Annotated in this window: 15 protein-coding genes; 11 read left to right on the top strand and 4 right to left on the bottom strand. The window is 36.2% G+C overall.

Annotated features, from left to right (window positions below):
* Window position 1 precedes the first annotated feature (1 nt).
* Genes H9D55_RS01990 through H9D55_RS01975 form a run of 4 tightly spaced genes read left to right on the top strand, consistent with a single transcriptional unit; the run spans window position 2 to window position 3,273 of the window.
* Window positions 2-949, top strand: coding sequence for an ABC transporter permease (locus H9D55_RS01990; protein WP_186076397.1), 948 nt, complete (start codon window positions 2-4; stop codon window positions 947-949).
* On the top strand, window positions 946-1,758 hold the full coding sequence (locus tag H9D55_RS01985; protein WP_186076396.1) for an ABC transporter permease: 813 nt from the start codon (window positions 946-948) through the stop codon (window positions 1,756-1,758). Before H9D55_RS01990 ends, H9D55_RS01985 begins: the two co-directional genes overlap by 4 nt.
* Entirely contained in the window at window positions 1,751-2,527 is a 777-nt protein-coding gene (locus tag H9D55_RS01980) for an ATP-binding cassette domain-containing protein (RefSeq protein WP_186076394.1), read from the top strand. The genes H9D55_RS01985 and H9D55_RS01980 overlap by 8 nt, the downstream gene beginning before the upstream one ends.
* On the top strand, window positions 2,524-3,273 hold the full coding sequence (locus H9D55_RS01975) for an ABC transporter ATP-binding protein (RefSeq protein WP_186076392.1): 750 nt from the start codon (window positions 2,524-2,526) through the stop codon (window positions 3,271-3,273). Before H9D55_RS01980 ends, H9D55_RS01975 begins: the two co-directional genes overlap by 4 nt.
* A 57-nt stretch (window positions 3,274-3,330) precedes the next feature.
* Here H9D55_RS01975 and H9D55_RS01970 read toward each other — a convergent pair whose 3' ends face one another.
* Window positions 3,331-4,827: a peptide MFS transporter gene (locus H9D55_RS01970; protein WP_186076390.1), complete on the bottom strand. Its 1,497-nt coding sequence runs from the start codon at window positions 4,825-4,827 to the stop codon at window positions 3,331-3,333.
* Between the two features lie 263 nt (window positions 4,828-5,090).
* On the opposite strand from H9D55_RS01970, the gene H9D55_RS01965 reads away from it, so the two are divergent.
* The 3 genes from H9D55_RS01965 (at window position 5,091) to H9D55_RS01955 (ending at window position 7,036) form a co-directional block, all read left to right on the top strand.
* Window positions 5,091-5,471, top strand: a complete 381-nt coding sequence (locus H9D55_RS01965; protein WP_186076388.1) for a RidA family protein — start codon at window positions 5,091-5,093, stop codon at window positions 5,469-5,471.
* A gap of 377 nt (window positions 5,472-5,848) precedes the next feature.
* On the top strand, window positions 5,849-6,442 hold the full coding sequence (locus tag H9D55_RS01960) for a hypothetical protein (RefSeq protein ID WP_186076386.1): 594 nt from the start codon (window positions 5,849-5,851) through the stop codon (window positions 6,440-6,442).
* Window positions 6,443-6,553: 111 nt separating this feature from the next.
* Window positions 6,554-7,036, top strand: coding sequence for a cupin domain-containing protein (locus H9D55_RS01955; RefSeq protein ID WP_186076384.1), 483 nt, complete (start codon window positions 6,554-6,556; stop codon window positions 7,034-7,036).
* A 60-nt stretch (window positions 7,037-7,096) separates the two neighbouring features.
* On the opposite strand, the gene H9D55_RS01950 is transcribed toward H9D55_RS01955, so the two are convergent.
* Together H9D55_RS01950 and H9D55_RS01945 are read right to left on the bottom strand one after the other, a co-directional pair.
* Complete coding sequence (locus tag H9D55_RS01950; RefSeq protein WP_186076382.1) at window positions 7,097-7,792, bottom strand: hypothetical protein; 696 nt, start codon at window positions 7,790-7,792, stop codon at window positions 7,097-7,099.
* Between the two features lie 75 nt (window positions 7,793-7,867).
* The gene (locus H9D55_RS01945) at window positions 7,868-9,292 is read right to left on the bottom strand and encodes an FAD/NAD(P)-binding protein (RefSeq protein WP_186076380.1); all 1,425 of its coding nucleotides are present in this window, start codon (window positions 9,290-9,292) and stop codon (window positions 7,868-7,870) included.
* 213 nt (window positions 9,293-9,505) lie between these two features.
* On the opposite strand from H9D55_RS01945, the gene H9D55_RS01940 reads away from it, so the two are divergent.
* The gene (locus H9D55_RS01940; RefSeq protein WP_328795561.1) at window positions 9,506-10,021 is read left to right on the top strand and encodes an Rgg family transcriptional regulator; all 516 of its coding nucleotides are present in this window, start codon (window positions 9,506-9,508) and stop codon (window positions 10,019-10,021) included.
* A 13-nt stretch (window positions 10,022-10,034) separates the two neighbouring features.
* On the opposite strand, the gene H9D55_RS01935 is transcribed toward H9D55_RS01940, so the two are convergent.
* On the bottom strand, window positions 10,035-10,733 hold the full coding sequence (locus H9D55_RS01935) for a gamma-glutamyl-gamma-aminobutyrate hydrolase family protein (RefSeq protein ID WP_186076377.1): 699 nt from the start codon (window positions 10,731-10,733) through the stop codon (window positions 10,035-10,037).
* 118 nt (window positions 10,734-10,851) lie between these two features.
* Here H9D55_RS01935 and H9D55_RS01930 point away from each other — a divergent pair, with 118 nt between their 5' ends.
* The 3 genes from H9D55_RS01930 to H9D55_RS01920 are packed head-to-tail and all read left to right on the top strand — an operon-like array spanning window position 10,852 to window position 14,394.
* A complete protein-coding gene (locus tag H9D55_RS01930) occupies window positions 10,852-12,795 on the top strand; it encodes a hypothetical protein (protein ID WP_186076375.1) in 1,944 nt (647 codons plus the stop codon).
* Window positions 12,779-13,621: a hypothetical protein gene (locus H9D55_RS01925; RefSeq protein WP_186076374.1), complete on the top strand. Its 843-nt coding sequence runs from the start codon at window positions 12,779-12,781 to the stop codon at window positions 13,619-13,621. The genes H9D55_RS01930 and H9D55_RS01925 overlap by 17 nt, the downstream gene beginning before the upstream one ends.
* Window positions 13,618-14,394: a DUF6339 family protein gene (locus H9D55_RS01920; RefSeq protein ID WP_186076373.1), complete on the top strand. Its 777-nt coding sequence runs from the start codon at window positions 13,618-13,620 to the stop codon at window positions 14,392-14,394. The genes H9D55_RS01925 and H9D55_RS01920 overlap by 4 nt, the downstream gene beginning before the upstream one ends.
* Window positions 14,395-14,396 lie beyond the last annotated feature (2 nt).

The raw sequence follows: 14,396 nt of genomic DNA, 5'->3' as shown, positions 1-14,396 counted from the left end.
GATGAAAGAAATTATAAGACGCATAGCGAGTAGCATAGTACTTATAATTGTCGTATCATTCGTCACCTTTTTTATGTTGATGTTGATACCAGGGGATGCGGTTGAAATTAGCTTAGGAACAGAAGCCACTCCGGAACGTGTGACAGAACTTCGTGCTGCACTTGGAATGGACGCACCATGGTATACGCAATATATGAGTTGGTTTACGCATGCATTAGCAGGTGACTTTGGAGTGTCATTTACATATGGCGAAAACGTGACAACATTGCTGTTAAGTCGATTGCCTGTCACATTATCACTCATGCTTATGGCAATTGTGATTGCAGTGCCTTTAGCACTCACGATTGGCGTTATTGCAGCATTAAAACAAAATAAGACTTTTGATATTATTGCAAGAACACTCATGCAAATGGGAGATGCGATGCCACAATTTTGGATCGCGCTAATTTTTCTCGTTTACATTGCCGCGCAGATTGAAATTTTTCCAATATCTGGATTTACACCATTTAGTGAAAGTGTATATGGCGGGGTAATGAGTTTGTTTTTACCGGCAGTCGTCCTTGCGTTTGGAATGATTGCGACACTGATCAGGATTGTAAGAAGTTCCATGTTACATAGTTTAAAACAAGATTATATGCTCATGACGCGTGTGTCTGGTGTCCATCCAGTACGCGCAATTATTAAATATCCATTACGAGATGCATTGATTGCACCACTTACGGTTATTGGGATTCAAATCTCAGGCTTAATTTCAGGTGTAATCGTCGTGGAGAGTATCTTCAGTTTACCGGGAGTCGGTCGACTGTTGTTTAGTGCTGTTTTAAAACGAGATCTATTCTTAATACTTGGGCTCGTGAGCTTTATTGTGACCAGCGTGATTATTATTACACTCATCACAGACATACTTTATATTCTATTGAATAAGAAGATGAGGAGGAATGAGTCATGAGAAAGTATCTGCTTATATTAAGTATTGTACTGTTGCTCATTCCATCAACACTCGGATTAGTATCGTTATTTTATACGCCATATCCGATTACTCAGATGGATCTTGGAAATAGATTTTCAGGGATGTCTACAGAACACTTACTTGGAACAGATCAGTTTGGACGGGACATATTATCCAGACTGATGGTTGCGTCACGCTATGCATTATTGCTTGGGACTGTATCAGTCACTTTAGGCTTATTTATCGGGTCTTTAATTGGCATTATCTCGGCGTTATCGAAAAAATGGATCAGTATGATTTTTTTAAGATTTATAGATGGGATGCTCGCCTTCCCAGGCATTGTACTTGCCATGATGTTTGTCGTCGTGTTTGGAGATGGAATATACTCGACGCTCGTCGCAATTGCGATATTTATGATACCGATATTTGCACGACTGACCTATTCACTCATCAAAGAACAACAACATGCACTCTATATTGTTGCGGCTAAAAGCATCGGACTTTCTACAACGAGAATTGTGTGGCGACATTATCTGCCCGTTATCTTGCCGAGACTCGTGACTCAATTCAGCGCAAGTATTGGTTCTGCAATATTAATAGAATCCGCATTATCCTACCTTGGGCTTGGTGTCGTTCCACCGAATGCGAGTTTCGGACTTATGTTGAAGGAAGCACAAAGTTTTATGCTCAGTTATCCGTACTTAATTTTACCGTCTGGTATTCTTCTAGTAATTACCGTATTAGGACTTAACTTGATGGGAGACACATTAAACGACCGACTCATGAAACTAGGTGATACGAATGATTAATATAACACAATTAGAAGTCCATACACACGAAGGAAGAGCGCTCGTTCAGCCGTTTGATTTTCATTTGAAAAAAGGGGAAATTGTTGGGATATTTGGTGAGTCTGGCTCAGGAAAGACCATATCGACCCAAGCGATGCTTAACTTATTACCAAGCGCGTTAGTCTCTCGTTCGATTAAGAAAATCGTAGAAGACAGAAACTTAGATATGCTCTCTCCACGTGAGTACCGTAAGCTTATTGGTCTGGATGTAGGATACATCCCACAAAATACGACAGAGTTTTTACACCCTTTGGTTAAAATTAAGCATCAGATGTTAGAAGGGTATGTCACGCATCAATGTGGAACAAAAAAACAAGGACTTAAGCGAGCAACGGAACTTTTAGAACTTGTTGGGCTTAATAACCCTAAGAAAATTTTGAATGGATATGTATTCGAACTGTCAGGAGGCATGCGTCAGCGTGTGAATATCGCACTTTCATTAATGACGAAGCCACGTATTATTATTTTAGATGAGCCCACAACGGCGTTGGACAGCATTACGGAACACGAAGTAATGGAATTCTTCAAAAATATAAATCAAGAAGAAGGCGTTTCACTAATTTTAATTACACATAATATGAAACTGATTGAAAAATATACAGATCGGGCGTATGTCTTTTATCAAGGCGAAATGGTGGAAACAAACGATACAAAAATGTTGTTTTCAGAACCGTACCATCCACATACAAGAGCACTCGTTCAAGTGACACATGGGGAGGAAGTGAGATGACAATACTATCTTGTGAAGACGTATCAAAGCACTTTAAAGATACGGTGGCAGTAAAAGGTGTGAGTTTAGCACTCGGTGCAGCTGAATCTATTGGGATTGTTGGAGAATCCGGTTCAGGAAAATCAACGCTCGCAAATATACTCGGTGGACTCATTCCACCAACGTCTGGAACAGTATATTTTGACGGAGAGAAAATTAGTGACATGAAAAAGACGGATTATATGAATTTTAGACAAAATGTACAATTTGTATTTCAGAGTCCGAAAGAAAGTCTCCATCCATACTTGAAAGTGCGGACATCACTCAGAGAGCCATTCTATGCGAAGGGTAGAAGACGCACTTTGAAGAAAGAAATCGATAGTCAGATATTGCGCGCATTAGAACGTGTTCAACTAAATGAAAGTGTATTAGATAAATACCCGCACCAGCTCAGTGGAGGTCAGGCACAGCGTGTATCTATTGTAAGAGCGATGATTACAGATCCGAAAGTCGTCATTTTTGATGAAGCAGTGTCCGCACTAGATATATTAGTGCAAAGAGAAGTGATTGAGATTTTGAAAAAACTGAGACAAAATATACGTACTTCATACCTCTTCATCACACACGATATATCGACTGTACAGTCACTTACAGATAGAATTATCGTCATGAAAGACGGCAGAATCGTAGAGATAGGTAAAACGGAGGATGTTTTAAACGACCCACAGAATTCGTACACTAAAAAACTTATAGAGAGTGCGATATAAATTAATTTTTGTATCATACAAAAAAATCGACCTCCATTTAAGAGGTCGATTTTTTATTTATTCTACGTCACTCATCATACGCTTAATTTTAGGACTAATGAAGAGCAGAATGATCGCTAGAACAATCGCTACAAGTCCGGAGTATAAGAAATATTGTTGAGTACTGATGATGGCATATAGTTTAACCATTTGCGCGTTCAGCCCTTGGGCCATAGCGTTCGTTAAGAACCATAGAGACATCATTTGTGAGCGGAATGCATCCGGTGATAATTTCGTAGTTGTTGATAAACCAATAGGGGAAATACAAAGTTCTCCAAGTGTTACGAGTAAGAAACTAAGTACTAACCATACTGGGTTGATTAACCCATCTGTTCCTAAAGGAATCACCATTACAAGATACGCAGAACCTGCTAAAATAGCACCAATCGCAAATTTGACTACAGTTGACGGGTTGCGCTCTCCAAGTTTAACCCAAATTCTTGAGAATAGAGGTGCAAAAAGCACAATGAAGATTGGGTTTAAAGATTGGAACCATGCTGCCGGAATGTTGAAATCAATCGCACCGTTTGTTAAGTTCGCCACACTGAGTTCAGTTTTAGTATCTGCGAATGCAGCTAAAATTGTTGCCCCTTGTTCTTGAATCATCCAGAATGCAACTGCAACAATGAATAATGGAATATAAGCAAAAACGTGCGTACGCTCTGTTTTTGTAACGCTTTTAGATGAAACCATTGTAATCACAAGAACGATTGGCAGAATAACGCCAAGTATTGTGATGAGGTTTGCAAAGTTACTAATTGTAAGTGTGTTTGTTACATATGCAATTAGAGTAAAAATCGCAATGATGACAAGTGCTGTGACAAGAAGAATGGCAAAACGTTTCTTCTGTGTACCAACTAATGGGTTTGTTGGCTTCATCCCAAGATCGCCAAGGTTTTTGCGACTTGTTAATAGATAAGTCACAAGCCCTGCGAACATACCAAATGCTGCAAGAGAGAACCCAACATGGAACCCATAATTCACTTGTAACCAACCGATAAGTAATGGTGAAATTAAACCACCTAAGTTGATAGACATGTAGAAGATTGTAAAACCAGCATCTACACGGTTATCACCTTTTTCATATAATAAACCTACATTTGTTGAAATGTTTGGCTTTAACATACCTGTACCGATAATTAAGAATAATAATGCAAGCATCAATAATGTAAAGTTATTCGGTAAAGCAAGTAGTATATGACCAATCATGATGAGAATTCCACCATAGAAGATTGACGCGCGAATACCTAGTACTCTGTCGGCAATCCATCCACCGATGATTCCGCTCATGTAAATTAATGCTCCATAAATAGAAACAATTTGTAAAGCTGTACTTTGATCGAGGCCGAATCCACCTTTAGCGACTGAATAATAAATATAGTAAGCAAGAATTGCTTTCATACCGTAGTAGCTGAAACGCTCCCAGAATTCAGTAAAGAATAAAGTGGAAAGCCCACGTGGGTGTCCAAAGAACCCCTTTTGTGGGACGGACGATAAGTTATTATTTTGGGACACTGTTGTTACCCTCCTTAAAAATGACTTTTCTAGTTTAACATAAATCCAAGTTCTGAGTCATAAAAATATTCTTACAATTTTGTAACTTTTTTTAAAAGATCAACACACAAAACGACTGACCAAAAATCAATTATATATTAGAAAGAACTATAAAAATGGAATGTTAAAAGTGCTAGAAAAATTAACAGTAAGTAGGGGGTCACTACTAACTTTGTGAAAAATTGGCTATAATAAGTGAGAGAAACTTTTTGGAGGAATAATTAATGACTAGGAAAACATACAACGCACCAACAGTAGGCGCATCAGGTCCGTACTCTCACGTAGTAGATGCAGGAGACTACGTATATTTCTCTGGCCAAACAGCAATGAACAGAAATGATGTTATAGAAAAACCAGATCCTGCAAAGCAAATGGATATTGCGATCGAAAACTTATTTGACGCAATGGCCGAGGTAGGCATTAAAGAAACAGAAATTGTTAAAGTAAATATGTTTATTACTTCAATGGATATCTTTGAAGAAATCAACGCAGTATACGCTGAGAAATTCACATCACCATATCCCGCACGTACATGTGTAGCGGTTAAAGAATTACCACTCGGTGCAGATGTTGAAATTGAAATCGTAGCAAAGCGTGGATTGTAAAATTAACTAAACTCCTATCTTTATCGGTAGGAGTTTTTTATTTATAAAAATAACAAATTTCAATGTTTAATTATAGAATATTATCTAAATTATCAACGAGAAATATTACAATAGACATAAGGGGTAAAACGATCATACCTATTTTATGTTCAAACGATGGAAAAGTGTTTAACATAAACAAAAGAATTAGATTTCTTTCAGGCATTTCCGAAAACAAGTGTATATTTTACGAGAATGGGGAATACGATTATGAAAGGGGTTACAACAATAGAATCTAAGGTACTATTATAATCATAATTATTCCCAGGTGAAGTGAATAGGAATAATAAATCCTTTGAAGTAACAAAATATTATCATTACGAGTGAGGAGTATTGAGATGACAAAAAAATGGTTAATTTTATTAATGAGTGGTGCATTATTTTTAAGCGCGTGCAATGACGAAAAAAATGATGAAAGTAAAAACGAAGAAGACCAGTCAGAAGTGACGACTGAAGAGTCTGACAAAACAGAAACAGCGGAAGAATCTGGAGAAAAAATTGTAGAAATCGGTGAAACAGTCGATGTAGAAAGTTTTGAATGGGAAGTTCCATACCAGATTACCGTGAAGTCTGTTGATTTTATTAATGAATATGATGGTGAAGATATCACTGAGTATGTTAGTAATGCTGACGAAAATATTAAATTTCTGGTTGCAGATACAGTTATAAAGAATACAAGTGAGGAACCGATGCTTGCAGGTGAATATGTCATGCCTAGATTAGGTATTGATACAGATGGTAGTGGTGAAGACTTTATTTTTGAGCTATCAGAAGATGAGCTTTCACAAGAACTTGCACCTGGTGAGGAAATAGAGTTAGATTTTGTATATATACAGGATTTACTGACGGTTTATGATCCAGATGGGAATGTATATTTACATTTCGAGGGAATGACAGATAACCAAAAAACATATCTCATTCCTACAAAATAAAAGTGAATGCGTCCATGTTTAAATGAAGTGTGACTTTAAAATCTGAACATGGGTATTCAAATTATATTTATAGCACTGTTAATTAAATGGGTGATAAGTAGGAGGCTCGCTATGAAAAATAGTCAGTATTGGGTGAAGCATTTAAACCTAGAGCGTCATGTTGAGGGTGGTTATTTTAGGCAGATTTTAAAGTCAGAATCTCGTCACGGTGAACGTGCACTTTACACGAGTATTTACTTTCTCTTAGAGCATGGCAATCCGTCACATCTTCATCAATTAACTGCCGATGAAGTTTGGTATTATCATGCAGGTCATACCCTCACAGTTCATATGATTTATGAAAGTGGAGAATATGAAGCAATTAAACTTGGAACGGATGTCGAAAATGGAGAAGTTCTTCAAGCAGTTGTACCTAAAGGTACAATTTTCGGCTCATCTGTGGAGAATGAGGGAGAGTATGCTCTCGTTAGTTGCATGGTCGCACCTGGGTTTGAATTCGATGACTTTAAACTATTCACGCAAGATGAGTTAATGAAGAAATTCCCACAGCATGAAGCGATTATCAGAAAGTATGCGCTAAAAGAGATTGAATAAAAAAACTGCCGGAGCGATTTAAGCTCCGGCAGTTTTTCTATCTTGTATGTTAAAACAAACTTAATTTTTTATAATTTCTTCTAAGAACCGACTTACGCGCGTGAGTTCGAGCGTATAGTTCTTGATGACGTAAGGATCATTGAGCATTTCTCTGATATTGTCGTCAATTTCTCTAACGATTTGTGGCGTCAATTCTTCACTTAGTAGCGCGTTGTTTTCATCTACTAACGCACCAACTTTATTCATAACGCCTACATCCGTTTTAAAAATCATAAACGTATTCTTAACGATTTCAAGCATTTCATCCGTTCCAGTTGTGAGCACTTCGCGGTCGATTTCTTGCTTAAGCACACTCTCGCTGCGGCGCGCCTCTTCTTGCGCACGTCTTTCCTCAGGACTTACAATCGTATCTTGGAACCTGTCATTTCGTACCGTCTCCAGAACGTTCGGTATGCCAAATTCTAGCAACTCATAGTTTGACAACATCGCAAAACGTCGTGCAAAGTCGTAAGATGAAATACCACGGTTAATTGGGTTTTTATCAATACGGTATTCTTCACTTTGTACCATAATTGGTTGTGCAGCTAAGAAACCCTGAAGTAAAGCTTCCGTCGTATTATCATTGATACGCACGGTGCCTAAATAAAACTCGACTGTATCAGAATCTATGTCCTTTTCTTTTATTAGCATGTACTGCATTGTCCCTGACGTATTATTAGTAATAAAGTAGTTTACAATATAGCCTTTTGGATCCATGATTTACACCTCATTACTACTTTAGAACGTATTACAGATGAAATCAAAGAAAACGCAGATTGTTTATTTAACAAATCATTTTTTATTTTTAATACTTTCAAGCATCGTATCAATGGTTTGCGGAATTTGGGACAAAATAAGATTTACTCCTGAATTAATCACATGCGTAGAAGATATTAAATTGCCATATAATTTCATGCGAGACAGTACACCGTGAGCTTGTGAGATTACTGAAAACTCGGGATATGTAACTAAGATGCCACCCAGTTCATCACGAGTGAATATACGGCGGTCAATCAATTGCTTTACAAGACCAGAAGCATTATTAGTATCGGCTAAATGTTCACCGTTCATATTTGGACCAGTGGCATTCACGAGTAGTTCCGTATTGTAAGTACTTTTATCGTCGCGTAGAATAAACGTGTCTCTATATTCAATATCACTCAAGTGCGAAACAAATAAAAGCTGATTCTTTTCAATCATTTCAACTAACTTTTCTGCGGTTTCCATAGGGAAAGGCCCCTCTAATTGCATAATGAGGGATTTTAGTTCCTTCATAAAATATTCACGGTCATGCTGGGGGTACTGATTCCATAACTTTCTCAGTGTCACTGTCAGAGTTGTAACGACAGTTTCAATTTTACCCATCGTCTCTATATTCTGTAGTTGCCATTTAAGAGACTCTTCGACACTCATATCGTTTAACTCATAAACTAAATTAAAGTCGATACCAAGCGCATTTAGTTCATCTTCTATAGCTTCCATAAAATGAGAGATAGAAGGCGTTTCTTGCTCTTGCATCCACGAATCTTTTGTTATAGTGATATCAGCTTCCGAACCTCGTATAAACGGCAACACACCGCTTCTAGAAGCAGCGAGAATCTTTCCGTTATACTGATTAGTGTATAAAAACATCATGATATCAATTGCAGTTAGACTCGATCCGATAATACCGACGGAGTCTGAACGAAGTAACTGATCTTTATAGGCATTGATTGGAAAGGGCGTAGAAATAAATGCATCCGTACCTTTTAAATCATAAAAGTCTGTTTGTGGCAATTGACCAATACACAGATGTACGACGTCGAACACTTCTTGTCTATCCTCAATATGTAAGGTAAAACTATCGCCATCAACAGTAATATCAGAAACGATTTCAGGTATAAATGTAACCCTAGGATCCTCGATATATTGATTAAAGACATCGTTAGTATACTCACCAAACTCCGCACGACTAATAAATTCTTTTTCTAAACTTTCAGGACGCTTACGTTCTAAATATTTAATGTATTCTTCCTTATCATCCCAAGGTGCTAGAGTCATTTTTCTTAATCGTTGATTGAGTAATAACGCTTTGTCATCCGGACCAAATGGATACCCGACACCAGCATCGCGTTTAGTGTCATAGATATACAGTTCAAAAGGCACTTCCACATGATCGATGTAGTATCGCATTGTTCCAATGCCGGCCATGCCAGCACCAATAATTGCTACTTTCATAATATGCTCCTTTAAATATAAAAGACAGCTGTCTCTTAAAGCCCCTACGTCAATAGAAGACTCAAGGCCTTGACTCAATTGCTTTTAATTATTTCATTCATTATATATTTTATCCTTAAATTAAGACACTTAAACCGATTCAATCAAATAAAAAAATCGTGATTCTGAAAGAAAAAGCTGTTTGCTGTTTATTTATAAACCGAGCTTAATCATATTTTTTACATTATTAGAAGATATGACAAAGATTATGTAAGAGATGACATGAGAAACGCTCTCGCAGAATACTTATTTGAAGTAGATAAATGGCGCTATTACGAAGTAGTGCTGTTTGGTAACTCCATGATGACACTTACAACAGATATGTTAAAGATGGTTACGCTAGAATTGGTAAAATCACCAGTACTGACTGTAGAAGTTAGGAAGAATACACAACTCAGAATTCAACTTCTATATAATGTCGCTTTAACGATGATTGAAAAGAAAGAGTTAGAATTTGCTAAAGAACTCATAAAAGAAACATGGAAGAGTATAGAAAAAGACGAAACATTAGTTTTAGAACGCATTAAACTTCATTATTTAGAAGGCTATCATATGTATAAATGTAGAGAAGATGAAGCTGGGAGAAAGTTGATGAAAGAGGCGATAGAAACATTTAATACATATAAATGTATGCATCTTGCAAGTAATTTTGAAGATCATTATGAAAAGAATGTGAAAAAAAGCCTTTGATATCAAAGGCTTTTTACTTTGTACAAGCATTAACGAATGTACGATATAAAAGATTTGTATCTTCATCAACAATATATTCAGGATGCCATTGTACGCCCAATAGGTAATGATCGGTAGTACTTTCGATAGCCTCGATGATACTATCATTCGAATGAGCAACTGCTTTAAGGCCCGAACCAGGTGTCTTAATAGACTGATGATGGAAAGAATTAACCATGATTTTTGCATCGCTATAGATACCGGCAAACTGTGACTGCGGGTCAATCGTTACAGAGTGTGATGCATGTTCGTTTACAGCCAGTTGTACATGTTGCATTGCAGAGGCACCGACTTGAGTTGGGATATCTTGGTATAAAGTCCCCCCACAAGCCACATTAATGACTTGTGCACCACGACAAATCGCTAAGATAGGTGTGCGTGACTTTAAAGCCGCTTCAGCCAGTGCAAATTCAAATGCATCTCTACCAGGAGAAATTTCCTGGAGTTGTTGAAGCGGGTCTTCATTGTAATAAATGGGATTCACATCCGCTCCACCTGTGAAAACTATACCATCGAGACGTTCGATAAGCGCTTGAATAGTTGTTTCATCATCATTGATTGGTAGCATTACTGGAACACCACCAGCTTCAATAATACGATTGTAATTACTTTGATGGAGAGAGAGTCTGTTCTCATCTACTAGATTTGCAGTAACACCGATTAATGGTTTCATATGAGATCACCTGCTTTGAAATGTTAAGGTAATTATAACTTTAAAATCATAGAGTATATTGTGAAAAAAATTATATTAGCCTATATTGAAAAGAGAATAATAACTATGGAGTGATAACATGTATAGCACGAAAAATTTGTGGAATTTTCCATCAGCTAGGGGGATACAAAGAGAGTCTATAAATGATCCCGGTATAGAAACATTTAAAGACCACCCTTTAAACTCATTAGCACGCGAAATCTGTCAGAATTCATTAGATGCACGAGAAGATTTTAACAAACCTGTCACTGTAACGTTTGACAGATTCTCAATTGAAAGTAAGGACTTTCCTGGAATAGAAAAATTTAGGGAGAATCATGAATATGCCGAACAGACTTGGCGTGATAATTCACAAGCATTAGAGTACATAGAAAAAGCGAAAAAAGTATTAAATGCTCCAAGAATCAATTTTTTGAAAATCAGTGATTACAATACAAAGGGACTACTAGGTGCGGATACGGATAAGTTAGGTAGTCCATGGAGTACTTTAGTAAAGGAAGTCGGCTCATCGAATAAGAGTGATACTTCGGGAGGGAGTTTTGGCATAGGCAAATTTGCCCCATTCGCTAATTCGGACATTAGAACTGTATTTTATGCAACATGTATACCAAATGGAAAATTTTATATAGGTGTTTCAAAGTTTATGTCATTCGACACTGTTAATGGTGAAACTACAACTGGTGTAGGTTATTATAGTAGTTCAATAAATTCCGATCCTATAAGAGGTCACACTCCTTTTTACGATGAACATAGGGGTGATGAACATGGAACTGATGTTTTTGTTGCAGGATTCAACAAGGATGATACTTGGATTACTGAAGTCATAAAATCAGTTATAAACAACTTTTTTATTACAATATGGAAAGGTAAATTAATGGTAATTGTAGATGGAAAAGAGATTAACCAAAATAATTTACATAAGTTTATAGAAAAGTATGGAGAAAAGGATACAAAGGGATACTATGATGTATTAACTAACGAACAAACAATAAAGTTAGATGTTGTCAATTATAGTAAAGAGATGGGAGAACCATATGGTGAGGAATTTGGTTATCAGGAGCAGGATGCTCAATTGTACTTACTAAAGACAGAAACTGGCAATAGAAGAATTTTGATGACCCGTAGTACAGGAATGTGGTTATTTGAACAAAAAAACATCAGTGCATCTATATTTTTCACGGGAATCTTAATGATAGAAGGAGACAAAATGAACTCGGATTTTAAGAAAATGGAAAATCCATCGCATACGGAGTGGTCTCCTGAAAGGTATATTGAGGACCCTAAAAAGGCGAAACGTATGTATGAAAATCTACGCAAATTTAACAGAAATGCTGTTATCTCTCAATTTCAAGAGGACACTGGCGAGGAAATGGACGCAATGGGAATGAGTGATTTTTTACCAGATAATTTTGGGGGTAATCCAAGTGGTCTGAGACCCACGGAGGTTTTTGAAACAGATTTTAGTCGCTCGAATATCAAAAAGATAGAATTACCAAAAAATAAAATGTCCAAGGATATTCAAAGTGATTCCGGGGATGTGCTTACTCAAGTCCTAGATGAAATTGTTGGTACACCAGACGATGGTGATACAGGAGGCGGTGCTAACGGTAATACAGGCGACAATTCTCATGTGAGGAATCATCCAGGTTCAGGATCTGGAAATCTTGGCGTAGACGGATCTGAAGGCAACGATATATTTACGATTTATCGACAGTCTAAAGGTAAGCCGGTGGAAGTGTTCCACAAAGTCGCAGTAACTAAAAAGCCGAATGAATATCAAATTATTATGAAATCCTCTACCAACCTTAAAGATGTAATTATAGAAATTTTTACAATAGGGGAAGTAAGTAAAAGCAAAGCAATCTTATATTCAGCAGAGTTAAATGGAGTAGAGCTTAAAATCAGAAATAATATGATCCATATCCCGTTTCTAAAAAGTAAAGAAGTTACTCATTTAAAGTGTTCTATTAGTTTTGATGGATTGGCAAGAATTGGAGTGAATTTCAATGAAGCTAAAAAGTAATACATATCCATATCCCGTATTAAGAAATAATAATGATGATTATATACAGGGGAATATCGAACTTGCTGTAGAACTCACTCAGGTTATGAATGAAACAAATTTAAGAGTGTCATTTAGTCTCGAAGAGGCTGCATTAGAAAATCTTATAGATGAAAATAAAGCGCGAAAAATTGTTCATATTGAATGTCCACAAACTTTATATCGAAAGGCATTTATTGTAAATGGTACAGAAAAGCAAATACCATTAAAAAAAGAAGAACTTAGAGGAAGAGTAGAAGTTACCGGTTTTATTATAGCTGTTACAGAGATAGCGGATTTTCAAAGTGATAATTTTAATGATCTTTATGGAGGTTTAACATTCGATTTTGAAAGAGGTAATATTTTAGCTGAAGCAGCTGAGTATACAATAGACTTATTTGAAAGTGAACAGTCTATTGAAAAGCTCTCATCAATAATAAATGTTGTACTGAGTTATGAAAATAAATTAATGACTGTGGATTCTTCTTCAGACAAGATTGTTATAGCTCTGCCTAAAAATCAATATGAGCAATATGCAACCTTTTCTAAAACAGTATTTAACAATATACTCATCTCGGTTGTAATTGTACCCGGATTAGTAGAAGTATTAAATAGAATCAAAATTGATCGACATGCATATGAAGATACTCGATGGTACATTTCACTTAAGCATTCCTTAGAAAGTATAGGAATTGATTTGAATTTATTTGATGAAACGCCATTGGAGATTGCTCAAAAACTATTAAAAGATCCAATTCAAGGAGCTATTAATGTATTAAAAAAAGTTGAGGAGAGTGGGGCTGATTGAAAACAAGATTAAAGTTAATCACTTCAGAAGCGTTAAATCATTTTACCGCTAACTTTGAGTATTTTATTAGAGGTATAGCTACAGGAGATAAAAATGTCTTAAGTGAGTTATATGATGAGAATAATTTTAGTGACAGTAATATAGAGTTTGAATATACACCATTAATTCAAAATGGTACTTATAATGTCACGGATTATAAGAATATCAAAATTCTTTATGAAACTTTTGAGAATTTAACTCCTGTCCAAGCTTCGCAAGAGAGATTATGGGTTAGTCTAACCTTAAATCATTATATGGACTATTTTAAGTATAGGACAGAATCCTATTTTAATAATCTGAAAGAAGGCATAAAAATAGAAGAATCTATTAAAGGTTTAAAAGCGGCTATATTGTATTCATGGGGTCAGAAAAGATCATTGTTTGTATGTAGGCTATCAAGATTATGGTGGACTGGTTATTTAACCTATGATAAAGATCATTCCAACCCATATCATTTGGCAAAATTCTTTTCTGAAAGTGATTTTTCTGGAAGAGCTATAATTTATTTTTCAAGTAATTATACTGCTAATAAACAATTATCACTTGGAATATTGACAGCTCTTAAAGATTACAACAATGAAATTGAGAAAATAAATAGACAAAGGCATTTAGTTCCCGTTACCAAACATTTTAATACACTTGGAGGCGGAACACTTATTGATTTATACACAAGAGAAGATGCATATAAAATAACAGAAAATATACTGCTTAATTCGACAACCAAGAGTATATAGAC

Origin of the sequence: Phocicoccus pinnipedialis (assembly GCF_903994035.1) — a bacterium.
Lineage (GTDB): Bacteria > Bacillota > Bacilli > Staphylococcales > Salinicoccaceae > Phocicoccus > Phocicoccus pinnipedialis.
This window is presented reverse-complemented; position numbering and strand designations above follow the sequence as displayed.